Genomic DNA, 25595 nt, shown 5'->3' on the forward strand with positions numbered 1-25595 from the left:
ATAGAATAAAACCCAGTTTCAGATAAATACTGTCGGATGTTTTACAGTCCCGTTTTATGTAATATTTAACGGAGGTGGATCCCCGTGATCAAAATTTTAACTCTGATGGACGATGCTTCGTCGGAGAATAAGGCTCTGCGCTCGGAACATGGCCTCTCATTTTGGGTGGAGGCGGGAGACAGACGCTTCCTATTCGACTGCGGCTCCGGTCCGGCGACGTTATATAACGCAAACCGTCTCGGCGTCAGCCTCAAAGACGCAGACTTCACAGTATGCTCGCACAGCCATTACGACCACGCGGCAGGATTCCGCGACATGGCGGAGGCGGGGTTTGGCGGGAAAACGCTCTATACCGGGGCCGGATTCTGGGAACGCAAGTACGCGTGGAACGGTTTGAAGTACACAGATCTCTCATCAGGCTTCGGCCAAGAGTTTCTGAGAGAACACGCCGTTACGCAGAAGATCTGCCGCGGCCTGCTGCCGCTTGCGGATGGCTGCTGGCTCGTGGGAGACTTTCCGCGTGTCCATCCGTTTGAAACGATACCGCGGCGTTTCGTCAAAGGTACGCCGCCAGAGACGACGGCCGACGATTTCTCCGACGAGATATGTCTCGCAATGCGGACAGAACGGGGGCTGGTAGTCCTCGTCGGCTGTTCGCATCCCGGCATCCTGAATATGATGCGGCATGTACATGAGGTGCTGAAACAGCCGATATACGCTCTATTCGGCGGCACACATCTCGTTGAGGCCGATGAAGAACGCATCGGTACGACGGTCAATACGCTCTGCGGAATGGGGCTTTCCATTCTCGGATTGAGCCACTGTTCGGGGAACGCGGCTGAAAAATATCTGGCCGCCGGCAGGAGCGTTCAGACCTGCCATATGACCGCGGGCGACTGTATCGCCATCCGCTGATAACAAATATGCTTTTTGAAGAGATCGCCAGCCGCCTCGTCCATACGGCGTCAAGGCTGGTACGCGGGCGAATCGTCAACATAATGGACACAGACGGCGTGATCGTCGCCTCCAGCGACCCGGCGAGGGTGGGAACAGTCCACGAAGGCGCGCGCAAGGTCGTCCGCACCGGCAGGCCCGTAGCGATAGAAAAGGATGATGTACCGTATTATCCCGGCGCGCGCGAAGGATATAACCTGCCGGTATTCAGCGAGGAGAGGCTGATCGCGGTGGTCGGTATCTACGGCAACCCGGACGAAGTCAGAGACAGCGCCTATATTCTGGAGGCCTACACGGAACAGTTTTTCCGGCAGAATGCCCTCAACCGCCAAAACCGCATCTTCGACGGGCTGCGCGCAAGCTACCTGAGGATACTGCTGAATCTCTCGGAGGGCAACGACGACAGGCTCGATGAACTTGCAGGAGCGCTGGATCTGCGCATCTCCTTTCCGGTGAGAATGATCGCCATATCCATTTGCGGGGATCTGGATTCCCTGCGAAGTCAGCAGATGCTGAACCGGGCCGCCGACGAAATACTCTTTCATAAGCTGGCTCTGCCGGAGCACGATGTATGGGCCATGGTCGACGACAGGCTCCTGCTGCTGAAAAGCGGCACGGAAGAGGAGGCGGGGCGTTATCTAAAGCGGCTCTTCACCTGTGTGGAGGAGGCGCTCTCCGGGCATGCTCAGCTTTGTGCCGGACGCCTCTGTCAAACGCTGACGGAGGCCCGCCTCTCGGGAGACGAGGCGCTCACCCTCTGCGGCACAAAACGTGAGGGACTGCTTGATATCCTCGACCCAGGCTGTGGTTTTTCCTATCTTATGCGCCGTACTGCGGAAAAAGAGCAGGAATTCATCCGCGGGATCTACATGAGGATAAGCGAGAGACTGAACGAAAAAGATTTGGAGATGATGCTCGCAACGGCGGCGGCCTATTATGACGCGGGCGGAAGCGTAAAGGCGGCGTCCGAGGCGCTGCATATCCATAAAAATACGCTGCAGTACAGGATGCGCCGGCTGTGGGAGACATTATCTCCGCTGCAGACGGGAGCGTTTGAAAGGGAATATTTACTGCGGCTTTGTATCCTTTATCACCGGCAGCTAAGGCCCCAGGGCCTGTAAAATATAATAAAGAAAGCAGGGGTAGCATTATGTCAGCGTTTTTTCTGTTCGGCGTAATTTTTATCGCGGTCGTGGCGATGGTCATTGCCATCTCCAAGTACAACGTCCATCCGTTCATCGCGATGGTAGTGATCGCCATCGCGGTCGGACTTGTCTGCGGAATCGATACGGTCAAGGTGATCAACACCGTCAAGAGCGGCTTCGGCAATATTCTGGCCAACATCGGTATCGTCATCCTATGCGGCACCATCATCGGTACGATCCTTGAAAAAACGGGCGCCGCCCTCACAATGGCCAATACTATCCTTAAGATCGTGGGACAGAAGCGCAGCGTCCTCACGATGGGCGCCATGGGTTATGTAACGGGGATTCCGGTCTTCTGTGATTCAGGCTTCGTCGTCCTCTCCCCCATCAGCCGCGCGCTGGCCGCGCAGAGCAATACTTCGCTTGCCGTTATGGCGACCGCGCTCTCCGGCGGTCTTTATGCGACGCACTGCCTCGTTCCGCCGACCCCTGGGCCGATCGCGATGGCCGGTACGCTCGGCGCGGACCTCGGCCTCACGATACTTGTCGGACTCATCGTCTCCATCCCCGCGGTGGCCGTCGCGATACTCTACGCTGTGAAGGTCTCCAGCAAAGTGGATATCCCGGCAAATTCGCAGTATACGATGGAAGAGTTGATCGCAAAATACGGCAAACTTCCCGGCGCGCTGCACAGCTTCTCGCCAATACTTCTGCCGATAATCCTGATCGGCATCGCTTCGGTCGCCTCACTGCCAGCCGCCCCCTTTGGCAAAGGCTTCGCCTATATGTTCCTGAATTTTATCGGTAACCCGGTAGTTGCCCTGATGCTCGGCGTATTCCTCGCGATGACGCTGATACCTCTCAGCGAGCGCTGCAACACACTTACCTGGGTATCGCAGGGCGTAAGGGACTCGGCAGCCATCCTCGCCATCACGGGCGCCGGAGGCTCTTTCGGGGCTATCCTGAGCCTGCTGCCGATCGCCGACGCCACCACGGGGCTGCTCGCGACAGGCTTGGGAGTAATCATCCCCTTCGTGATCGCCATGATCCTCAAACTTGCGATGGGCGCTTCGACCGTCGCGATGATCACCACCGCCAGCATGATGGCGCCTGTCATCGAAAGCATGGGTTACTCCAGCCCGCTGGGACGTGTCTTTGTGGTGATGGCGATCGGGGCCGGCTCTATGGTCGCATCTCACGCCAACGACTCCTACTTCTGGGTCGTATCTCAGTTCTCCGATATGAAGGCCAACGAGGCATACCGCTGCCAGACGGGCATGACCGCGACGATGGGTATCACGGTCATTGTGATCCTCTATGTAGCCTCGATGTTCCTGGTTTAAGCAGCTTTAAGAAAGAACCCAAAAGGGCTGTCCGGTGCGGACAGCCCTTTTAGTTTTATCTGTATACGGCGAGACTCAGCTCTCTTTGCCGCTCCCGTCAACGGGAACGATGCCGCGCAGTCCCGCCGAGATCATCTCCAGCAGACGGTTGCTGCGCTCGATCATCTCCAGCTGTTCGCATAGCAGCGTGCGCCGGTCGCTGATCCTGTTTTCAAGAAACTCCAGCTTTTTCTCCCCAAAGAGGTTGGATATCCTGTCCATATTTTTTCTGTCATAATGATAGAGGATATATCGAAGCAGTACGACGTCGCTCCGCAGCGCCGCATAGCGGCGGCGCTCCGCCGTGAGTTTCAGCTCTATATCATCGGCGTTCATTGCCGGTTTAGAGAGATAGTGTCCTTGCTTCCATCTTTTCAGATCGTCGATACGCCACCTCAGGATCTCCGTAACGATTTCCCGATATACATTGGTGATTACCGGATTTTTTGCGCCGTCCGCATATATCAGCAGCGGCCTGTCCAGCACGCCGCAGAGGTTTTTCTCGTAGCTGCTGAAATACTTTTCCCAGAAGACCTCGCTCTCAAACAGCCCGCGGCGTCCATCATCGTCAAGCCCCACATAACAGGCGTCGTAACTGTCTTCAAGTTCCTTCCGCAGACGCCCATACTCACTGGAAAAGGCTCCGCCGCTCATCCCGGCAAAACGGGACCGCGGAGTGCCGGAGAAATCGCGGCGGAGGAAAGAGAACGCCCCAGGCTCAGCTTCCGCGTCACCGGCCAGGAGCACAGAGGGAAAAGCAAAAGAGACAGCTGCAAAGGCCACAAGAATACAACTGATTACAGACATTCTATGCAAGCTCTTCATAGCCTCCGCGCACCTCTTTTCTGAAATAGCTTTAATCTTAGAGGTGATAATAAGGCCTTTGGCGAAAAATAGTATCGTACAAAATACGCTTTTTGCCGCAAAAAAACGGCCGCGCCTAAAAGCGGCGTGGCCGGTAATAGCCGTATCGTATTTTAATTTTTTTATTTCCTCTCGTCGGGAATCATCTGGTTGAGAACTACGGCCATCAGCGTCGCGAGGATCACCGACGACGAGCCGAATATCTCCTGCACCCACGAGGGCATGCCGGGGCCGCCGAGCGCGTTCGCCACCTGCGAGATGCCTACGCCAAGCGCGACGGAGATCCCGACGACGGCGCTGTTGCGCGGCGTGAGCTTGGCCGACAGCAGGAGCTTCATACCGGTCATCGTGATCGCGGCAAAGACGGTAAGGGTCGCGCCGCCAAGCACCGCGAGCGGGATTGTCGTGAGAAGGGCGGCGAATTTCGGGATCAGCCCCGCCAGCAGAATGATCGCCGCCGCCAGCGCGATGACGAACTTATTTATCACTTTAGTGATCGTGACGATACCTACATTCTGGCTGAAGGTAGCCGTCGGCAGGCCGCCGATAAAGGCAGAGAGCATGCTGGAAAGGCCGTTGCCCATAATGCCGCCCGCAAGCTCGTTGTCGCTCGGCTCCCTGTCCATCGCACCCGCCGTCGTCGCCGAGATATCGCCGATCGCCTGAATGGAGTTCACGACATACATAATGACCATCGAGACCACGGCCGTGGTATGGAACTCGATCCGGAAGTGATTTATCTGCGGAAGCTGGAACCACTGGCTGTCAATAATCCGCTCAAAGGAGACCATTCCGAGACAGGCCGCGAGAATATATCCCGCCGCCATGCCGAGCAGGACGGAGGCAAGTTTGGTAAATCCTTTGGTAAAGAAAGAAAAAAAGCTGACCGCGGCGAGCGTAAAGAGCGCCACCCCCCAGTTGAGCGCGGAGCCAAAACCGGCAGCTCCGGCGCCTCCGGCCATATAGCGAATTGCGACCGGATACAGCGACAGCCCGATCGTAAAGACAACCGTTCCGGAGACAAGCGGCGGAAACAGAGGGCGCAGCCTGCGGATGAATATTCCCACGATGATCGCCGCGAAGCCGCCGACGATCTGCGCCCCTAGAATGGCGGGAAGTCCCATCGAGGCCCCGATCGCGATCAAAACAGGCACATAGGCGAAGCTGACCCCCATCACCACGGGGATACCGGCGCCGACGCGCCCAGCGAGCGGATACAGCTGAATAAAGGTGGCGATCGCCGCCGTGACGAGCGAGGCCTGGATCAGAAGCATCGTATCTTCGGGAGAGACCTTCGCCACCGCGCTTATCACGATGGCGGGTGTTATACAGCCGATGATCATCGCGACGACATGCTGCATAGCGAGTGGCAGGGCTTCGGTAAATTTGGGAATGCCGTGGAGCTCAAAGAGAATCTTGCGTGTTGATTGTGACATGTCTTTCAAATCCCTTCTCACAGATTATATGTTGTGGAACAGACAAATACATTTCACTGAATCCAGAATGCCTCCGGGTAAAAACAGGGCAACAGTAAGACTGCCTCTCATCACCCGCAAGTGCACGGCAGCCTCCAAATTTTTATATGAAACTCGCTTCATTCTCAATGGCTCCATTATACACCATAATCTCAAAAAATTTCAGTATTTTTTCTAGTTTTCATAAAAAATTTTTGATTATACGTGATAGCCCTAAGACTTAGACGTCAACAATTCCGCTTTCAGGTTCTTCGGCCTCGACTTTACCACAAACACTTATACCTTTTATCATAATGAATGTATAATATAATAAACAAAGAAGAGAAAGGGCGTGAGGATATGGAGAAACGAATCATAACAATCAGCAGGCAGTTCGGCAGCGGCGGACACGAGGTCGGCATGAAACTCGCGAAGAGGCTCAACATCAAGTTCTATGACAAAGAGCTCGTGGACCTTCTCGCCAAGGACGGCAAGTATGACGTGGACTTCATTGAGGCTAACGAAGAGAAATGTTCGCCGCCGATGTGTCCGATAATGCCCGGCTTCGCGATGCCCGTATTCTATCAGGACCTGCCCTCCGACCTCATCTATAAGGGGCAGTCGAAGCTGATAAGAAGCCTCGCCGAACGCGGCCCCTGCGTCGTGGTGGGACGCTGCGCCGACTATATCCTCCGCAACATGAACCCCGTCGACTGTTTCATATACGGAAGCCTTGAGGAGCGCATCAGCCGCAAAATGTCGATGGTTCCAGAGGGACTCGATTTCACGCGGGAAGAGATAAAGAAGCGCGTCATCGACGTCGACAAAAAACGCGCGAAATACTACGAGTTCTACGCGGACCGCAAATGGGGCCGCATGGAGGATTACGACCTCTGTATCAACACCGACAAGGTCGGTATCGACGGCGCTGTGGAGACGATACTCGCATACCTGGAACATTGCAGGTAAATCGGCGTTTAGACGTGCCGCTGACTTAGCTCAACAAGGCCGGAAAATCCTCGACGCACCAAAGTGCGCCTGCGGTTTTCCGGCCTTATTTCGCGTCGTCATCGGCACGTCTAAACGCCGATTTCCTTCGGATGGGAAAAGAGATAAATAGCGATTTACCAAAGATTTTGGCGCCCTCTCCGAGGCGGCCAGGGAGCCAAATCAGAGACCTTCTGATTTGGCTTTTGACTTTGCCCTTGTAGCCTCCCTCTCTGAGGGAGGTGGATCGACGCCGCTTTTGCGGCGAGACGGAAGGAGTGTTGCTCTGTATGGCGCGGAAACCGCGCCATACAGAGCCCGCGGCAAAGGCCGCGGGAGAACCTAAGGTCAAAACTCCCTCACCCCGCTTCGCGGGGAGCTCCCTCGGAGAGGGCGCCGAAAATCTGTGCCAAACCGCTATTTATCATTCAGCTTAGCGCGAAACGTTGGCCTTTATTTTGCTGCGTCCGCATGTTGGGGATGCTCTTTTCGCTGAATGCACAAGAAGAAAGAGGCGGAGTTTCCCGTCCGCCTCTTTCACTGAACCTACCGTTTGGTATAAGTTTTATACGTTTATTTTTATCCGCTTACCTCCTGCGTCTCGCCGCCGCGAGCGGCAGCAGCGCCAGCAGTGCTAAGACTCCCACACCCGCGGAGCAGCCGCTGCTTGAACCGCCGGAGGGTTTCGGCGCCTTTGCCTCGTTCATCGCCATCGCCACGGGGTCGATTACGCTGCCCGTAGTGTTGTCGTAGTCGAACTCTCCGTTATCCTTGACGAAGAGTATGAGCGTGTATGTCTCGGTCGGATCGATTTTGTCGGTAAAGGCAAGATTGTTTCCATCCGCGTTTTTGAGCGTGAAGCTCTGGTCGGCGTAGCCGGCCGGCTCCGCCGTATAGCCGAACTTCGCGCCCGTCTCGTCTTTAAGTATTTTGATGAGCGTGATGTCGCTGACTATATTGTTGGCCGCCGCGCCAAGCTGCGCGCCGGTCGTCTTCATCGCGAGGGCCGCGACTTTACCGCTGTCGATCGTCGCCGTGATAATGGGCAGAGTTACGATCGTCTTCGGAGCCACCGCCGCGTCGTCCGACATTACGGAGGCCACGGTCTTCTTGGCGATCACGGGGTCGACTGTGATATTGCCGTCGGCCGTCGCGGTGAAGAATTTTACCGGAACGTCCGCGCTCGCCGCGAGGGCTTTTGTGTTTTCCTCCGTCGCCGGCTTGATGACGGGGGTCGCCGGTTTCACATCTGCCGGTACGTCTTTGTCCTTAGTCACGGGGTTATCCTTTTCAGTTATGACGGTCGGCGTTACGGGAGCCGGCGTCGGCACCGGGTCCGGAGCCGCCGGGTCTTCGACAGTCACGGTGCAGCCGGCGGTCGTCTTTGTGACGGAGCCGGTGGCGGAGATAACGGCGATGCCGGCCTTGTGTGCCGTCACCTTGCCTGCGTCATCGACCGCAGCAACCGCAGTGTCACTGGATTTCCAGGAGACAGTTTCACCGACGACAGGTGTCGCCGCCTTCACGGTATCGCTCTTTCCGAGTTGAAGTTTCAAAGCAGTTGGCGTTACGGCGATAGGGGCATTCTTACATGTGACGACTAGTTCCGTCTTCGCCTCGTTGAATGCGGCGGAGACTATGCCCGTGGCTTCGCTGTAGTCAACCGTAACATCCTGCTCTACCGCTTTCGTGAAGGTGAGAGCCGAAGGCGTTCCGAGATTCGTCCAGTTGCCCGTCAGTTTGATGACCGTCGCCCCGCCGAGGTCCGCAAGTTTCAGCTTCGTGCCGCTGGTAAGCTCGATACGGTCCATCTCCACTATCGTCGCGCCGGAGAAGTCCGCCTGGACGTTGTCGAATACGAGGACGGAGTCGCCGGAGACGGAGTCGGTGTAATCTATGGTATCGGCGGCAATTATCTTGTCATAAATGGCACCGGTTGTACTTGTGCTATTGACGCCCTGTCCCGTTATCGTTCCCTTAAAAACACCATCTTTGATATCGGAGAAGATCACCGTGGCGTTTCCGTATACGGCGGCGCTGGCGTCATTGTTACGTTTGCCGCCGGCGATTATCCAGACATCCTCTGTCAGCGCCTTCAGGCCGCTGTTACCTTTGACTGTGATCCTCGCATCGCCTTCGACGTCCGCCTTACCTCCAACACGTCCCAGACCGCCGCCGACCAACGTATCAATGCCGCGGCCGCCATTAACCACAACAGAGGTGCTGCCCTTGACGACGGCGCTGCCGCCACCCCGGCTGACACCGCCGCCGCCGAGGTAGGGGCTGAAGGAACTGAAGTCAGCGCTTGTGACCTCTATGTAGACGTCCTTCGAAACGACAGCATTGGCATTGCTCCCCCAGTTCGAAGGGCCGGCTGTAGCTGCGCCGATTTTCCCCTGCCGCAGATATACCTCTACGCTTCCGGTCTCCGCGTAAGTGTGACCGCTGTTTGCCACTGAGTTGTTGCCGCCCCATATCTGCTCGACCCGCGCGTTTGGATTATCGATTATCAGCGTGGCCTTGCCCTTTAAGATACCGCTGGCAGTTTCGCCGTTTTCAAATCCATTGGCGACTATATGCAGGCCGCCGTTGGCGCCAAAGCTGTCGTCATCCGCGCAGGAGACATTGATTTCCACAGTGCTGTCGCCCTCAACGGTAAGGTCGCCTGATTTGTCTATCATCGCCGCGCCGCTGGCTTTCAGGTATCTAGATTTTCCCCAGAGTGCTCCGTTGATCGTCAGTTTGGTATTTCCCTTAACGGCGCCGCCGTTCGGGCTGCCCGCCAGGATTATCGACTGCTGATAGTTTGGTATACCACCATCCGCGTAAAGGCTTGAACCGTCGGCGGCGTTGACCGTCAGGCTGGAATCGCCGGAAACATTCCCACCGTCGCCGCCGGCGAAGAACTGCACTTTATTTTGGGTCCACAGATTCGCCCGCCAATCCACGGTAAGCGAAGAATCCCCCGTGACGTCGCCGCTCGCTCCATAGATAAAAATTTCCTTGTTAGATAACGCAGACTCTTCGCCCTCTGTTCCCGTAAAGGTGATCGTGTTGCTTCCGTTCGCAGAGGGGGACAAGACACTGCCGGATTCTATACTACCCAATTCTATTCTGTCGCCGCTATCATAGGATACACCGGCCGCCCACGCCGTTCCCAACATCGCGGCGGCCGCCACAAACGCTAACACCAGCTTGCATTTTCCCTGCAACTTTATCATTCAGCACACCAGACCTTTCACCCCAAATAAAAATAATAAAAAAATAACCTCACGCAATAAGAGTATCTTCCATTTTTGTGGTTTTATAGATCACTCTCCCATCCAATTTCCAGCCCCAGACCAACGCGCGTTCGCACAGATACAGAGGATATGAAGATCCCCTTCGCAGCTCTTTATATTGCGTCTTACTCAGTTCATTGACAGGCCAGCCGCCGAATAGGCGGATATGAATGAATGCGGTAATCGGCGACCGGCTGTCATAACTTTCGTCTTAGACCCTTAGCTTTCCGGCGCTGTCTTTCGACAGCTGTGGCTTTTTTATAACGATTAACATTGAATGAATTTTACATCACCCCCCCCCCAAGTCAACAATTGTTTAATATTTAAGTGATAAGGGATGTTGAGACCCACTAAAATTATGGGAAATGGTTTCAGGGCAAACATACCGGCAAAAGTTGGAAAGAGAAAAGAAAGATAAATCGGCGTTTATAAGCACGATTTGCGTCATAAAATGGGGGCTCCGAATCCTCACCGTATGAAGATACGGTTCCGGTATCGGAGCCCCCATTTTATTTAGCAACTCGCACTTCTAAACGCCGATTTAGCAAAGATTTTGGCTCCCTCTGTGAGGCGGCCAGGGAGCCTTTAAGGGCAAAGTCAAAAGAAAAGCTAAATCGCTATTTACCGCTTTCCCTATCCGAAGGAAATCGGCGTTTAGACGTGCGAATAACGAAATAACTGAGGGCTTGGCAAGCGGAGGCGCACTAAAGTGCGGTGAGCATTGCCAAGCCCTCAGTTATGAAGTTAGTCGTGCGTCTAAACGCCGATTTATTAGGCTTTCTTGTACTGCGAATAATACTCGTCGAGGATCGTCACCAGGTCGTGGCCGATCTCGCGGTAGGCGTGATCGGGAAGGTTCGCCATTGAGACGCGCACGGACCAGCCGGGAGCGTCGAAACCCTCTCCGGGCAGCAGCACCACATTGGGGTTTTCTGCGAGGCGGAAGAGGATGTCGATCGGCTCGAAATTTTTCTGCAGCCAATCCGCGAAATCATCGCCATATTTTTCCTTCGCCCAGAGCGAAACATCGAGCAGCTGGTAATAGGCGGAGCTGTTCGGAGAGAGGGGCCGCGGCCATTTGAGGTTGCCCCAGAAGTCCCTGTAGCGGCGGCGGACGATATCTTTCGTCAGCCGGTTGTAGGCGCCCGCCTTATCGATCAGCGCGCAGAGGGCGAAGAGAGCCATCTGCACCTGCTGCGGCACCGAGAGTCCCGCAGTGTGGTTCAGCGCGATGTCGCGGCTGTCGGCGACCATACGGTCAATAAATTTTATCGCCTCCGGATCGACGGCGAGCTCGGAATAGAGCTTCGCCGTCTTTATCCGCTGCGCCGCAGGCATGGCCGCGATCATATCGTCGAAGACGTTCTTGCGGTGGACGCCGATGACTCCAAGCCGCCAGCCCGTACAGCCGAAATATTTAGAGAAGGAGTAGGAGCAGATGGTGTTATAGGGTATAGTGTCGAAAAGAGAGTGATAGTTATCGGCAAAGCTGGAATAGACGTCGTCTGAGACGATCATCAGCTGCGGGTTTTTCGACGCGACGATATTTTTTATCTTCTGCGCCGACTCCGGCGATATCTCCACGGAGCCGGGGTTGCTGGGGTTGACGATGAAAAAGACCTTCACCTTCGGGTCGGCGAGCTTTTCAAGCTCTTTGTCCGAATACTGCCACGAATGGCGCGGCTCGCCGTCCACGAGTTCGGTGCCGTCGGCATAGACCTGCACCGTCTTGAGCGCATACCACGGCAGATCGGGGATCTCTATATAGGGGGTAAAGATGGGCGTACCCAGCGCGATGGTGTCTCCCTGTTTCAGCAGGCCGTTGTTGAGCAGCGAGCGGAAGATGTAGACCATCGCCGCCGTCGCCCCCTCCGTCGCGAAGAGGTCGAAATCCTGATTCTGTCTGTTTCCCTGCTCAAGCTCCTCGATAATGTATTCGCGCACCACTCCCTCGCAGCAGGGCATCATCCTGTCGGGCGTCGGGTAATGGCCGCCCAGAATGCCGTCGCAGAGCTCAAAGGCCCACTCGTCGGCGTCGAAGCCGAGGATGTTGAGGCCATACTGGAAGGAACGCCGCAGGAAGTCGGCGCCCGGCAACATGGAGTTGACACCGAGCCAATTGGCGAAGCGCGCGCCGATCCCCTCCTTCTCCGGCAGTCCAGCGAGGATGCCGTCGTCCCAAACGCGGCGGCTCTCGGTCATCGCGAAGCGGCCAAGGGTGAAAAAGGCCTCGCGCGCATCCGTCGCAATCCAGTTCGGATTGCCGCGCCCCGCGTTGAGCATCGCGGAAGATGTCGCGCGGGCATGCTTTGACGCCATATCGATAAGGACGTTTTTCACTTCAAAGGGACTTAGTTTTTCATAGGCTTTTTCCTGTTTTCTTGTCGGCATATCCATATAGGAGCCACTCCTTTAGATTCGGTATTTTCTTTATTAATTTTAAGTAAAAGCGGAACTCTAACTATAATCTTATTCTTTTTTTACAATTTATACATGTTTAATTACGTACAGCCATTACATGCTTTTTGCCTAGCGGACATTCGGCAAAAACTATTTTTTGCGAAATAGGGCTTCGAACTATACTCGGTGCATACGGTACGGAAAGACGAAAAACAAAATTTCGGTACGTATCATTAGTTACATTTGTGTCAGACGACATTTAACAGGAGGGATTTTTAAAATGTCACTTTACCAGAAGGAATATGAACACAGAGCCATTGACCCGACATTCGGCTCAGCGGCAATGAGCAGCCTGCTGCCCAAGGACGCGTTCCCAGAGGCGGAGATGAATCCGCAGGATGCCTATCAGGCGATCCATAACGAACTCGTACTCGACGGCAACGCTTCACAGAACCTTGCCACATTCTGCCAGACCTGGCTCGACGACGAGACCCATAAGCTCATGGACGAATGTATCGACAAGAACATGATCGACAAGGACGAATATCCTCAGACGGCCGAACTTGAGGCGCGCTGCGTCCGTATGCTCGGCAACCTTTGGAATTCACCGGAAGAGGCCAACACCATCGGCACCTCGACGACCGGATCATCCGAGGCGGCAATGCTCGGCGGACTCGCGGCGCTCTGGCGCTGGCGCAAGAAGCGCAAGGCGCAGGGAAAACCCACGGACAAGCCGAACATCGTCACCGGCGCGGTACAGATCTGCTGGGATAAGTTCGCCCGCTACTGGGATATCGAACAGCGCCAGATCCCAATGAAGCCCGGCAAATACTGCATGACGCCGGAAGAGGTAGTCAAGTATGTCGACGAAAACACCATCTGCGTCGTCCCCACGCTCGGACTGACCTTCACGCTCCAGTACGAACCGGTCAAACAGATAGCGGCGGCTCTCGACAAGCTCCAGCAGGAGACCGGACTTGATATCCCCATCCACGTTGACGGCGCGAGCGGCGGCTTCATCGCCCCCTTCATCCACCGCGACCTGGTCTGGGACTTCCGCATTGAGCGTGTAAAATCGATCAACGCCTCCGGACACAAATTTGGTCTGTCGCCCCTCGGTGTGGGCTGGGTAATGTGGAGAGAGGTGTCCGACCTCCCCGAAGAGCTCATCTTCTATGTCAACTACCTTGGCGGCAACATGCCGACCTTCGCCCTCAACTTCTCACGCCCCGCGGGACAGATCGTCAGCCAGTATTACAACTTCATCCGCCTCGGCAAAGAGGGCTACACGAAGATTCAGCAGGAATGCGCCGAGACCGGCCAGTATCTCGCGAACGAGATCATGAAGTTCGGCATCTTCGAGATGGTCTATGACGGAGAGGGCGGCGTTCCCGGCTGTACTTGGAAATTCCGCGACGACGTGAAACCCGGATTCTCGCTCTACGACCTCGCCGACAAGCTCCGCTCAAGGGGCTGGCAGGTTCCCGCCTATTCGCTCCCAGCGGACGCGCAGAACATCGTCGTTCAGCGTATCCTCGTCAGGAAGGGCTTCAACATCGATATGGCCTCGCTCCTCGTCGAAGATATGAAGAGGGCGCTTGAATATTTCAAGGCTCATCCCGTCGCAAAACCTCTTACGGAAGCTGAGACCGGAAACTTTAAACACTCATAAACAGGAAATAACGGCAAACAAACACAATACTTTTCCGAAAAGGCCGGTCAATCCGGCTTTTTCGGAATATTTATCAGAAAAATTTTTGAAAGGAGAAGGTCATAATGAGTACTGAAAATAAACCGTCATCCGGCTCAAAGAGCGGAACGATCGGTGTCTTTACGCTGGCGATGATGAACGTGGCCGCGATAGTCAGTCTGCGCGGTCTCCCGGCAGAGGCGGAATACGGCCTTTCGTCCGTATTCTACTATATATTCGCGGCGGTATTTTTCCTAATCCCCGTAGCGCTCGCCGCGGCGGAGATGGCGACCGCGTGGCCGCAGAAGGGCGGCGTGTTCAGATGGGTCGGAGAGGCATTTGGCGGCAGGTTCGGCTTTGTTGCTATTTTCCTCCAGTGGATGCAGAATACAATATGGTTCCCGACCGTCTTAACATTTGCCGCGGTCTCCGTGGCATACATCGGAATGGACCCCAGCAGCGACTCGGCCCTAGCGGCAAATAAAATGTACACCCTGGCGATCGTCCTTGTCTTCTACTGGGGCTCGACGCTGATGAATTTCAGGGGGATGTCACTCTCGGGAGCGATAAGCAAATGGGGGACCCTCATCGGCACCGTCATTCCGGCGGCGATCCTCATCATTCTCGGCATACTCTACTACGTGACGGGACATACGATCTATATGCCGCTGCATGCCAGCGACCTGATTCCCGATTTGGGAAACTTCAGCAATCTCTCTCTCGCGGTGAGCATATTCCTCTTTTACGCGGGAATGGAGGTCTCGGCGGTCCATGTCAACGAAGTTGACAACCCCGAGAAAAACTACCCTCTCGCGATACTCATCTCCGCGGGCATCACGGTAGCCATATTCGTCTTCGGAACGCTGGCGATCGGTTTTGTCATCCCGCAGAAGGATATCAACCTCACGCAGAGCCTGCTTGTCGCTTACCGCAACCTCTTCCAGGCCTTCGGCCTCGAGTGGCTCTCGCCGGTCGTCTCGATCTGCCTCGCCCTCGGAGTCTTCGCGGGAGTCAATACCTGGATCGCGGGACCAAGCAAAGGTATCCTCGCCGTCGGTAAAGCGGGATATCTGCCGCCCATCCTTCAGAGGACCAACAAGCACGGAGTGCAGGTGAACATTCTCTATTTCCAGTCGGCGATCGTCACCATACTCTCCGTCATCTTCGTGCTGCTCCCCTCGGTGCAGGCGGCCTATCAGATACTTTCGGCCCTTACCGTCACGATGTACCTTATCATGTACATGCTGATGTTCGCGGCCTTCATTAAGCTGCGCATCAAAGAGCCGAACACCCCCCGCCCCTTCAAGGTGCCCGGCGGTGAGCTCGGTATGTGGCTCGTCGGCGGCGTAGGGCTCATCAGCGCCTTCGCGGCCTTCCTCGTCGGCTTCATACCGCCCGGACAGATTCCTGTCGGCAGCCCGACGGAATGGGTAGGCCTGCTCGTAATCGGCAACCTTCTCGCGGTCGGCGTGCCCCTTCTCATCTATCACTCCCGCAAAGAGAGCTGGAAGACAGCCGAGGGCTCGGACTCCTTTGAGCCATTCAGCTGGCAGAAAGAAACCTATGCTCCCGCTGAGACGTCAAAGAAATAAATCCATCGGTCAGGCGTCAAAACAACATACGGCACGGCGGCAGGGATGAGATAGCCCCGACCGCCGCCGTTTTTATTTGCATCGCGCCGGACGTTCTCCGCGAAAGCCAACGGAATTCGTCACCGATACGGGTTTTTAGGGGGTTGCCAAAAATCATTGGCGTGCTATAATATCCCCTGTCGAGTTTTCGACCTGATATTCCTCGATGGCGCAATCGGCAGCGCGGGTGGCTGTTAACCACTAGGTTCGAGGTTCGAGTCCTCGTCGAGGAGCCAGCCGATAGTATGGCATTCTGTACCGCAGGGTACGGGATGCCATTTTTTATAAGCCTGTATTCCATTTACGAACGGCTTTCTGCCCGGCATTTCAAACAAACGGCGGAGACGAGCCTCTTTTGTGAAGAGGGCGCGCCTCCGCCAATAACTTATTTTCACCGCCTGCGGTGCCGCCGCGGGCGACTATTCTCTATTCCCGCTCCCTGAGGCTCACGCCGTTGAGTTTTTCATAGTAGAGGCCCAGCGCGCCGTGGTCCAGGGTGTCGTTTCCCTCGCCGGCCAGCGCGATCATCATCTCGGCAACCTGCGCCGATAGGGGGGCGGAGCTGCCGATGGAGCGGCTTGTCTCCAGCACGTTCCAGTAATCCTTGATGTGCAGAGCGATGCGGAAGCCGGGGTCGTAGCGCCCCTCAAACATTCTCGGGGCCTTATCCTCCAGACACTGGCTCCCCGCGAGTCCCTTGCGGATCGCCTCGAAGACCCGGCGGGGCTCGACGCCGCATCTCTTGGCGAGGCTCATACCCTCGGCGACGGCGGCGATATTTATTCCAACGATCATCTGGTTAACAAGCTTTGTGATCTGCCCCGCGCCGAGCTCACCGACAAGCGAGACACTGGCCCCCATTTTGGAGAGGATATCTTTAACACGCTCGAAGACCTCGCTTTTGCCGCCGACCATGATCGCCAGGGTGCCCTTTTCGGCCTTTTCCTGCCCGCCGCTGACCGGCGCGTCAAGCATCTCCACCCCGCGTTCAGCGAGGGCGCCGCCCAGCGAACGGCTGACAAGCGGCGCGATCGAACTCATGTCGACCACAACCTGTCCCCCGCGGCAGCCGTGGATGATGCCGTTATCCCCCAGCACGACCTCGCTCACCTGCGGCGAGTTGGGCAGCATGGTGATGATGACCTCTCCCGCCTTCGCGGCGACATCCGCCGGCGAACAGCCGCGCTCCGCTCCCGCCGATACGAGTTTTTCGACCGAGGCCTCCGCAATATCGTAGACGACCAGGGAGTAACCCGCGGCAATCAGGTTTTTTGCCATCGGCACCCCCATGATTCCCAGTCCGATGAAGCCAATTTTGCTCATTTACATCCCTCCAGAATTAATGACGGTTTTTGTTCCGCTGCGCGGCTGACGCCCCGCGCACTAAAATTCCTTTTTGATATCGACGATGTTTTTCAGCGGACGACCGGCCAGCTCATTGCGCACGTTTTCGATTGTGAGGTCTAAGGTGAGCGGCATGTAGTTTATCACGTCATCGGACGAGACATGCGGCGTAATGGTCAGGTTCGGCGTCTTCCAGAGGATGGAATCGGCGGGCAGCGGCTCCGGCTCGAAGACGTCGAGGATCGCGCAGCAGAGTTCGCCGTTCCGCAGTTTGCGGTCGAGCGCGTCGTGGTCGAGAAGCGCGCCGCGCGAGATGTTCATCAGCCCCGCGTGCTTCGGCAGCCAGCCCAGCACCTCTTCGTTGAAGAATCCGCGCGTCTCCTCCGTCGCCGGCGCGGCGATGGCCAGGAAATCGGCGTCGGCCAGCTCTTCTTTCAGCCTGTCGATTCCGTATACCGCCTCACAGCAGGGATGTTCCTTCACATAGGGGTCGATCGCGATCACGCGGAGGCCCATTCTGTGCGCCTGTCTGGCGATTTCGCCGCCCTGGCTGCCAGCGCCGAAGATGACGAGTTTTTTCCCCTTGATCACCGAGGTGAAGATGCGGTCCCACTTGCCGTTGCGCTGCGCAGTAGCCAGGCAGGGCATCTGCGCGTTGAGCATCGCCAGGAACATCGCGAAGGATTCTCCCGATTTCGGCAGATGCACGCCCCTGTTGTTTATGATGGTCACGCCCTCCGGCACCCAGTCAAACGGGGTTGCGTGCTCAATACCGGCGCTGATGAAGTGTATCCAGCGCAGGTTTGGAGCGTAGGAGGCCATGTCTTTCGTCGGGAAACAGAAGCCAACCATTATATCCGCCGTCTTCATATAGTCGTAATATTCTTTGAGATCTTCTTCCGTCCACTGCTCCACCGGGTCCACGACGCTGCTGCCGAGGGTTATATGAATCTTGTCCACTATATCGGCGTTCTTCTTCAGAAGAGCCTTTACATGCCCCTCTGTGGCGATAAATATCGGAGACGAACTGCGGCTGTTTTCGATGTGAATATGGATCTTTCCTTCGTACATTGTAAAGACCTCCCTGTTTTTGTTTCGCCCGGCAAAGCGGGCGCTTTTGTCTGTCTGTAATTTATATTCGCTGAACGCGGGTATGGAGCCATCTGCCGCGGCGCTCACTATTGCGCCGCGTATACCTGCCCTCTCGGACGGCCCGTATGACGGAGACGCCGCTCAGCGTCCCCTTAATTCCTCGGCGGCCAAATCCTGCAGCTGACAGAGCGCCAGTATGTAAACCTTAAGCGCCTCTTTGAGAGAGGGGATATATGAGGCTTCGTTCGGCGCGTGGTCCGAGGCGACGAATGAGGGGCGCGGAGTGTAATCATCTCCGGGGCCGAATCCCACGGCGTTTTTGAAGCGTCTGGCATATGTGCCGCCGAACATGGTATAGGCCTCGGCCGGATGTCCCGTTATCTCCGTGTAGGCTGAGAGCAGCACCTTTATCGCGGGCGAATCCGGCGAGATATAGAATGGCTCCAGGATCTCTCCTCCGCCAAACTGTGCGTTGTGGGCGGCGGCCACCTTGGAGAGGGCTTTTTTGAGCTCTTCGCCGCTGACGCACTCAGGATAACGGATGTTCATATCCTGGCGCACGACGCCGCCCTCCTGCGAGATGATGCCGCCGATGCTGGTCAGCTGCCCCAGCAGTTTGCCGGTGCAGGCGATCCCCAGCCCCTCGCCGTAGGCGTTGGAATGGATTTTATGCAGCAGCTCTAAGAACTGTCTCTCGTCGGCGTCGCCGATGCCGTTGTCGAGCAGGAAATCGGTCAGGATGCCAATAGCGTTATGTTTGCCGTCCGGGTGCGCCGCATGGCCGCCGATACCCTGGGCCTCTACTAAAAACAAACCGTCCTCTTTGGGGGTAACGGTGATTCCCTTCGTCTCCTTGAAGCTCTTTCCGGGAGCGTGGACCACGCAGGAGGCCCGGCCCGGGATGGAATTGCTCGCGTTGCCGGCCGCGAAGGATGAAATGCTGGTAAAGACCGGCGCGGAGGAGAATACGCCGCCGGCATACATGCCCTTTTCACCGATGCTGACGGGAAAGTCCACATCGGGGGTGAAGCAGAAGATCGGCTCCGGGTTGCGCTCGAGATAGTAGGGGACGTCGTGCATGCCGCACTCTTCGTCGCAGCCCATCATTACGCGGATTCCATAGTTGAGGGGTCTGCCGGAACGCGCGAGGAACGCCGCCGCGTAGAGCGAGAGTATCACCGCACCCTTGTTGTCGCTGATACCGCGCCCGATCAGCCAGCCATCTTTCTCAGTCAAAACATAGGGATCGGAGCTCCAGCCCTCGCCCTCGGGAACGACGTCGACGTGGGCGATAACGCCTATGTGTTCTTCATGCTTTCCCGGAAGGTCGGCCCAGCCCACATAACCGTCGCCGTCGTTGACCGCGAAACCGAGGCGTTCGGCAATCGCCATGGCGGAATCGAGGGCGTTTCTCGGACCGCGGCCAAAGGGAGCGCCCTCTTCCGCCGGTCCCTTTACGCTGCGCTTCGATACCAGCTCGGCCATATCGTTTAAGATGTCTTTTTCATTTTTCTCAACGAAAGCCTCGATTTCCTGGAGCAGTTGCTTTTTTTCCATCATGGTCCCCTCTTTCTTTTGATAACCCGCTCGAATATCCGAACAGTTTTGATCTATCCCAGAAATACCGCCATAAACCGCGCGGAGACGCTATTCATCCTCTGCCAGCTGCTGAATGCCCAAATATTCCTGCTGTATGGACGGGTCATTGAGAAGCGCCGCGCCGGTACCCTCGCGGGTAATGCTGCCGGTCTTAATGACATAGGCGCGGTTGGCCACCTCAAGGGCCAAAAAGGCGTTTTGTTCGACGATCATGATCGTCTGCCCCCTCTCCCTGTTCAGCTGCAGTATCTTTTCAAAGAGTTCATCGACGATGATCGGCGCGAGCCCCAAAGAGGGTTCGTCCATACAAAGCAGCTTCGGATGGGCCATAAGCGCGCGCCCTACGGCAAGCATCTGCTGCTCGCCGCCGGAGAGGGTGCCGCCCCTCTGTTTCAGGCGCTCCCTGAGCCGCGGGAACAGCGCCAGCACCTCTTCAAAGTCTCTCTCTATCGACTCTTTAGGGTCCTTACGGCTGAAGGTGCTCACAATAAGGTTTTCTTTGACCGTCAGATTGGGGAAGATACGCCGCCCCTCGGGAACGAGCGAAATACCCTTAGCCATCGTCTCGTAGGCGGTATGGGGGAGACGCTCCCCACAGAATGTAACTGTTCCCGACTTTATCGCCTTATCTCCGGCGATGGCCCGTAAGAGCGTGGACTTACCCGCGCCGTTGGCGCCGACCACGGAGACGATCTCCCCCTCATCAATATAGAGAGAGACGTCCTGCAGGGCGTGAATGCCGCCGTAGTATACGTTTAGCGAATCGACCTCTAAGAACTTGCTCACGCTTTACGCCTCCGTTCTCCCAAATAGGCCTTGATGACCTGGGGATCTGTCTGGATCTGCTTCGGCGTTCCCTCCGCCAGGACCTTGCCCAGGTTCAGTACATAGATCCGCGAACATAGCTTCATCACGATGTCTATATGGTGTTCAATCATCACGACGGTCAGGTTGAAGGTCTTGTAAATGCCGCGCAGAAGCTCTATCAGCTCGTTGCACTCGTCGTTATTCATCCCCGCCGCCGGCTCGTCGAGCAAAAGCAGCTTCGGAGAGGCCGCCAGAGCGCGCGCGATCTCAAGGCGGCGCTGCAGGCCGTAGGGCAGCGTGCCCGCCTGGCGGTCCTTATGTTCCACGAGCCCCATTATCGAAAGAAATTCCAACGCGCGCTTCTCGGTATCGATCTGAACTCGTTTTACCGACGGAAGGCCCAGCATCGCCGCCCACACAGAATACTTCGGCGTGCTGTGCATCGGGATGGAAACATTATCAAGTACGGTCATCTTGGGAAAGAGGCGGATATTCTGAAAGGTCCTGCTGATGCCGTAGTTAGCGATCTTAGAGGGCGGCTTGCGCACCAGATTTTCCCCGTTAAAGAGGATCTTGCCCTCCGAAGGCCTTATATAGCCGGTGATAGAGTTAAAGAAGGTCGTCTTTCCCGCGCCGTTCGGCCCGATAAGCCCCACAAACTCATTTTCGTTTACCTGTACGCTGACATCCTCTAACGCGCGCAGTCCGCCAAAGGCGATACTCATATGGCTGACGTCAAGTATCGGCGTCTGACTAGTCATTCGTCTTCACCCCTGTCCTTTTAAACAGATCTTCCAGCCATTTAAAGGAGATCTCCCGATATCCCATAAGGCCTTCGGGCTTGAACTGCATGATGATAACGAAGGCCGCGCCGTAGAAGACAAGGCGCCAGAGCACCAGGAAGCGCAGGACCTCAGGAAGAATAACGAGAAAGACCGTCGCCAGTATCGGCCCGGAGAGGCTGCACATACCGCCCAGAACAACCGCGGCCAGCAGATCGTCGGATTTTGCCTCCGCAAAGGTGGTGGGGGCGATATAGGTCGCGAAGAATGAAAAGAGCCCGCCGGAGATACCTCCGTAAAAGGCGCTTATCATCAGAGCGATCAGCTTCGCCTTAACGGTGTCGACCCCTACCATTTCAGCGGCCAGCTCCTGCTGGTTGATGGCGATACAGTTTTTTCCATAGTGAGATTTCAAAAAATTTCTCATGAGCCAGACCATTATCACAGTTATGGGAAGCACGGTCCATATCGTGGTCAGCCGCGGTATATCGGAGATGCCGTGGGCCCCCTCAAAAAACGGGTATATATTGGAAATGGTGATGCGGACTACCGCGACGAAGCCCAGCATGACGATGGCAAAGGCGTCGCCAGCCATCTTATTCCGCAGGGCCGGGTAACCAATAATCACGCTCACGATCACCGCGCAGATTCCCCCGCAGAGAAGGGCGGGCAGGAAGGGAACGCCGAAATGCTTGAACAGTATGACGGCCGCATATCCCCCAACCGCCAGAAACCCGGCGTGCCCGATGGAAAAGATGCCGGTATATCCGGTGAGCAGGACCAGTCCGGCGACGGCGATTATGTTTACGCAGGCGAAGATCATGAGGGAAGAAATATACATGCTCTACTCACCTTCCTTACAGTTTGTCACTGGTGTCGGTCCCGAGAATTCCGTTCGGGAGGAAGACCAGCACGACAATCAAGATTCCAAACGAGAAGAGGTCGCGGTACGCGGAAGAGATATATCCGGAGATTATCGTCTCCAGTACGCCGAGAATGAAACCGCCCAGCACCGCTCCCGGCAGGCTGCCCAGCCCGCCGATGACGCTCGAAATAAACGCTTTGCTGGAAATGGCGCCCAGCGTGGGATAGACCGCGTACTTCATCCCTGTAAAGGTACCGGCGATCGCGGCGGTGATTCCCGAAATCGCGAACACTATCAGCGAGACCTTATTTACGTTGATGCCCATAAGTCCGGCCGTATCGGTATCGTGCGCGCTCGCCCTGATCGCGATCCCGTATTTCGTCCTCTCAATAAAGATCCACAATACGGCAAGCGCGGCCAGAGAGACCAACAGCGACAGGATATCGATTGAGCCGATCTTGATTTTTCCAACGGCCAGGACTCTGAATGGCAGCGAGATGTTCAGACTCCTCAAATTTGCGCTCATCCATATCGTCATCAGGTTTTGGAGCAATATATTGACGCCCATCGCGGAGATCATCAGAAAAAGACGCGAGGCCTTCAGCCTGCGCAGCGAGCGATAGGCTACCAGCTCAGTAATTATAGAGATAATAATACCTATTATGATGGCGCCGCAGAGGCCGGCGGCGAGAGAGGTCATCCCCAGATTCTTGACGACAAAATACGCGCCGTATGCGGAACACATCATAATCGCGCCGAAGGCAAAGTTGGTAAACTTAAAAATACTGTATATCAGCGCATAACCGACCGCGAGAAGCGCGTAGATAGCGCCGATGGAAAATCCCGTTACAAGCTGTTGTATAAAAAGCGTCGACATTATTTTATTCAACTCCGTTTGTAGGATAAAGCGGGGAGGATCTTCATCCGCCCCCGCTTACCACAGAATTTCTGCAGACTCCGGGACAGCGCGGGCCGCCCTTATTCCGACAGCTTCAAGTTTTGAAACGGCGACATTTATTTGGTGGGCTTAAACGTCTTAAGGTGATGATACTTGCTGTCTTTTATCTGAAGAATCGTGACGCTCTTATTCAGAGGATTGTGGGTCTTGGGATCGATGGTGAACGACTCAGTGAACAGAGGAACGTTCTTTGCGCTCTCAAGAGCTTTTTTGAGTACCTCACCGTCGAAGCTCTTTGTCTTTTTCACAGCCCACTCGAGGAGCATAATGCCGTCCATGCCGTAGTAGGCGTAGATATTGGCCTTATATCCGGTCTTTTTATGTCTCGCGTCAAAGGCCTTTTTATAGTCCGCATATTCAGGGGCGTCGTCGGTCATCGGCGTGGAAAGATAGGCGCCCTCAACCTGGGGACCGGCGGTCTCCATCAGCTCCGGCGCGTAGACGCCGTCCGGGAAGAGATAGGTGAACTCAAGTCCCAGCTGCTCCGCCTGCTTGGCGATCAGCGTGGCATATTTATATTCGCACGCCGGGGAATAAAGCACCTTGGCGCCGCTGTTGTCGATCGCCGAAAGCTGCGCGCGGAACTCCACGTCGCTTGTCTGATAAGACTGCGCGTTGACAATCTTGCCGCCCAGCCGCTTAAATTCATCGGTGAAATACTTCAGGATGCCCTGCGCATAAAGGTCGTCTACGCCGGCGATCGTCGCCACCTCTTTGATTCCAAGTTCCTTAAAGGCAAAGTTAGCCATCGCGCTCCCCTGGTAGGAGTCGGCGAATGAGACTCTGAACATATAGGGATGGACGGCGCCGGTGTCCTCGTTCACCGTGACTTTGGCGTTCGTCGCCCCTATCGTGATGCAGGGGGTCTTCGATTCGTTGCAGAGCTGTACGATAGGTATCGCATAACGGCTGCCGGTGGGACCGACGATGGCGATGACCTTGTCCTGCTGGATCATCTTGTTGACGGCCGTCACCGATTCCGTCAGCGCGTCGCGTCCGGCGTCATAGGAGATAAGCTCCAGCTTCTTGCCAAGCCAGCCGCCCTTCGCGTTGACCTCTTTGATGTAGTCCTCTATCGCCAGCTTTGGCGGAATATCCGTGTACGCTCCCGAACCGGTAAGGTTGGCCAGATAGCCGATCTTGATCGTATCCCCGCTCCATCTGTCGGACATCGCCGCCTCGGCAGAGCTGAGACCGCCAAGCATCGTTACGGCCAGCATGATGATCATTAACGCAAAAAATCTCTTCTTCATTACAGTACCTCCTTAAAAATACGCACACTAGAGAGCGACTAACTGCTTCGGCTCACTACAACAACAGTACGAGGCTCTAAAAAGAGCTTCGTCTTAGCGTTCTGAGGCAACAAAACATCTGCCTCATGCCTTTTAGGCATGACGTTCATCCCTTCATGCAGTTACTATTTGGGCATCCACCCTCCTCTTGTGTTAAGTGCGGCGCTCGTTATACGCAGCGCGCCAGATGCTTTTCGGAGTAAAACGACGCCTTTGTAGGATTCCTTTCTTTGATAGCGTTTAAAATAAACCTATGAGCCTCCACCGTCTTCTCAAGAAGCCGGAGGTCCTCCTTATAGCGCCGCCACATATGGACGTCCGCCCTCTTCAGGAGGTCGTTGCTTATGGATATCAGCGTTTCGTTGTTAGTCGCCTCCGCCACCGCGATATGAAAATCCCGGTCGATGTCAAGAAAGAGCTTGACGTCATGCTCCTCCAGGGCGACACCGGAGGACTCCAGCAGCGTCTCCATTCTCTCGATCTGTTCCGGCTCGGCTCTGCGGGCCGCCATGGCGGTAACGGAGGGCTCGATCGCCATTCTTGCCTCAAGGGCTTCAAATGAGCCGCCAACCTTTTCCGTGTCTTCAAGGAATTTTTCGAGGATGTTCTTCGGGGGATATTTACCCGCAGAGGCGCGTTCACTGATATACGTACCCTCGCCAGGAACGCGCTTGATCATGCCCATGATCTCAAGGGCAGACAACGCCTCGCGCACGGAGGCGCGGCTAATGTCCGATTGTCTGACGATCTCCAATTCGTTGGGCAGCTTCTCCCCGGGCATCAGTTCACCGTCTTCAATCAGGTCAAGAATCCTGCGGACGATAATCGCGGGCTTTTTGGTAGAGTCCTGTTTGGAAAATATATCCTTCACAGACGATCGTCCTTTCATTATTGGAATAAATTGCCTATTCAAATAATACGGTATAAGCTAAAAATTTGCACATAAAAACGCCTGCAATAACGTTAAAAAGACAGCAAACCGATTATTTTCTTCAGCATGATGATAACTCGCGGTTTTTTCGGATAACAGACAGGAGAGAAACATAAACCATAAGTTGGGCTAAACGT

The 25595-nt window shown here is 55.5% G+C and carries 19 protein-coding genes, 1 tRNA gene and 1 riboswitch; of the genes, 7 read left to right on the forward strand and 13 right to left on the reverse strand.

The window, feature by feature from the left end; all coding sequences use genetic code 11:
* Positions 1-84 precede the first annotated feature (84 nt).
* The 3 genes from BED41_RS13850 to BED41_RS13860 are packed head-to-tail and all read left to right on the forward strand — an operon-like array spanning position 85 to position 3442.
* On the forward strand, positions 85-915 hold the full coding sequence (locus tag BED41_RS13850) for an MBL fold metallo-hydrolase (protein ID WP_157102371.1): 831 nt from the start codon (positions 85-87) through the stop codon (positions 913-915).
* An 8-nt stretch (positions 916-923) separates the two neighbouring features.
* Positions 924-2075: a CdaR family transcriptional regulator gene (locus tag BED41_RS13855; protein WP_066747579.1), complete on the forward strand. Its 1152-nt coding sequence runs from the start codon at positions 924-926 to the stop codon at positions 2073-2075.
* A 29-nt stretch (positions 2076-2104) separates the two neighbouring features.
* Positions 2105-3442, forward strand: a complete 1338-nt coding sequence (locus BED41_RS13860) for a GntP family permease (RefSeq protein ID WP_066747582.1) — start codon at positions 2105-2107, stop codon at positions 3440-3442.
* A gap of 75 nt (positions 3443-3517) precedes the next feature.
* Here BED41_RS13860 and BED41_RS13865 read toward each other — a convergent pair whose 3' ends face one another.
* Together BED41_RS13865 and BED41_RS13870 are read right to left on the reverse strand one after the other, a co-directional pair.
* The gene (locus BED41_RS13865; RefSeq protein WP_066747585.1) at positions 3518-4288 is read right to left on the reverse strand and encodes a hypothetical protein; all 771 of its coding nucleotides are present in this window, start codon (positions 4286-4288) and stop codon (positions 3518-3520) included.
* Positions 4289-4467: 179 nt separating this feature from the next.
* Entirely contained in the window at positions 4468-5781 is a 1314-nt protein-coding gene (locus tag BED41_RS13870) for a uracil-xanthine permease family protein (protein WP_066747587.1), read from the reverse strand.
* A 378-nt stretch (positions 5782-6159) separates the two neighbouring features.
* Here BED41_RS13870 and BED41_RS13875 point away from each other — a divergent pair, with 378 nt between their 5' ends.
* A complete protein-coding gene (locus BED41_RS13875) occupies positions 6160-6768 on the forward strand; it encodes a cytidylate kinase-like family protein (RefSeq protein WP_066747589.1) in 609 nt (202 codons plus the stop codon).
* Between the two features lie 605 nt (positions 6769-7373).
* Here the strand turns inward: BED41_RS13875 and BED41_RS13880 are convergent.
* Positions 7374-10007 (reverse strand): Ig-like domain-containing protein, encoded by a 2634-nt coding sequence (locus tag BED41_RS13880; RefSeq protein WP_066747591.1) that lies wholly within the window; start codon positions 10005-10007, stop codon positions 7374-7376.
* Positions 10008-10249: 242 nt separating this feature from the next.
* Positions 10250-10331, reverse strand: a riboswitch (cyclic di-GMP riboswitch).
* Positions 10332-10838: 507 nt separating this feature from the next.
* The gene (locus BED41_RS13885) at positions 10839-12464 is read right to left on the reverse strand and encodes a bifunctional aspartate transaminase/aspartate 4-decarboxylase (RefSeq protein WP_066747593.1); all 1626 of its coding nucleotides are present in this window, start codon (positions 12462-12464) and stop codon (positions 10839-10841) included.
* A 283-nt stretch (positions 12465-12747) separates the two neighbouring features.
* Between BED41_RS13885 and gad the strand changes: the two genes are divergently transcribed.
* The 3 genes from gad (at position 12748) to BED41_RS13900 (ending at position 16024) form a co-directional block, all read left to right on the forward strand.
* A complete protein-coding gene (gene gad, locus BED41_RS13890; RefSeq protein ID WP_066747595.1) occupies positions 12748-14139 on the forward strand; it encodes a glutamate decarboxylase in 1392 nt (463 codons plus the stop codon).
* A 104-nt stretch (positions 14140-14243) separates the two neighbouring features.
* On the forward strand, positions 14244-15749 hold the full coding sequence (gene gadC / locus BED41_RS13895) for a glutamine/gamma-aminobutyrate antiporter GadC (RefSeq protein ID WP_066747598.1): 1506 nt from the start codon (positions 14244-14246) through the stop codon (positions 15747-15749).
* A 199-nt stretch (positions 15750-15948) separates the two neighbouring features.
* Positions 15949-16024, forward strand: a tRNA-Asn gene (locus BED41_RS13900).
* 190 nt (positions 16025-16214) lie between these two features.
* Here the strand turns inward: BED41_RS13900 and garR are convergent.
* The 9 genes from garR to BED41_RS13945 form a co-directional block, all read right to left on the reverse strand.
* Entirely contained in the window at positions 16215-17111 is an 897-nt protein-coding gene (garR, locus tag BED41_RS13905) for a 2-hydroxy-3-oxopropionate reductase (protein ID WP_066747606.1), read from the reverse strand.
* Positions 17112-17171: 60 nt separating this feature from the next.
* Positions 17172-18203: a D-2-hydroxyacid dehydrogenase gene (locus BED41_RS13910; protein ID WP_084002576.1), complete on the reverse strand. Its 1032-nt coding sequence runs from the start codon at positions 18201-18203 to the stop codon at positions 17172-17174.
* Positions 18204-18365: 162 nt separating this feature from the next.
* On the reverse strand, positions 18366-19784 hold the full coding sequence (locus BED41_RS13915; protein ID WP_084002485.1) for a Sapep family Mn(2+)-dependent dipeptidase: 1419 nt from the start codon (positions 19782-19784) through the stop codon (positions 18366-18368).
* A gap of 87 nt (positions 19785-19871) precedes the next feature.
* Positions 19872-20609 carry an ABC transporter ATP-binding protein gene (locus tag BED41_RS13920; RefSeq protein ID WP_066747612.1) on the reverse strand — a complete coding sequence of 246 codons (738 nt, stop codon included), beginning with the start codon at positions 20607-20609 and terminating at the stop codon, positions 19872-19874.
* The gene (locus tag BED41_RS13925) at positions 20606-21391 is read right to left on the reverse strand and encodes an ABC transporter ATP-binding protein (RefSeq protein ID WP_066747614.1); all 786 of its coding nucleotides are present in this window, start codon (positions 21389-21391) and stop codon (positions 20606-20608) included. The genes BED41_RS13920 and BED41_RS13925 overlap by 4 nt, the downstream gene beginning before the upstream one ends.
* Entirely contained in the window at positions 21384-22253 is an 870-nt protein-coding gene (locus BED41_RS13930) for a branched-chain amino acid ABC transporter permease (protein WP_066747617.1), read from the reverse strand. Before BED41_RS13930 ends, BED41_RS13925 begins: the two co-directional genes overlap by 8 nt.
* 16 nt (positions 22254-22269) lie before the next feature.
* Positions 22270-23154, reverse strand: a complete 885-nt coding sequence (locus tag BED41_RS13935; RefSeq protein WP_066747620.1) for a branched-chain amino acid ABC transporter permease — start codon at positions 23152-23154, stop codon at positions 22270-22272.
* Positions 23155-23291: 137 nt separating this feature from the next.
* Positions 23292-24488, reverse strand: coding sequence for an ABC transporter substrate-binding protein (locus BED41_RS13940; RefSeq protein ID WP_066747623.1), 1197 nt, complete (start codon positions 24486-24488; stop codon positions 23292-23294).
* 208 nt (positions 24489-24696) lie between these two features.
* Positions 24697-25398, reverse strand: a complete 702-nt coding sequence (locus tag BED41_RS13945) for a FadR/GntR family transcriptional regulator (protein ID WP_066747625.1) — start codon at positions 25396-25398, stop codon at positions 24697-24699.
* Positions 25399-25595 lie beyond the last annotated feature (197 nt).

It is taken from the genome of Cloacibacillus porcorum, from assembly GCF_001701045.1.
Taxonomy (GTDB): domain Bacteria; phylum Synergistota; class Synergistia; order Synergistales; family Synergistaceae; genus Cloacibacillus; species Cloacibacillus porcorum.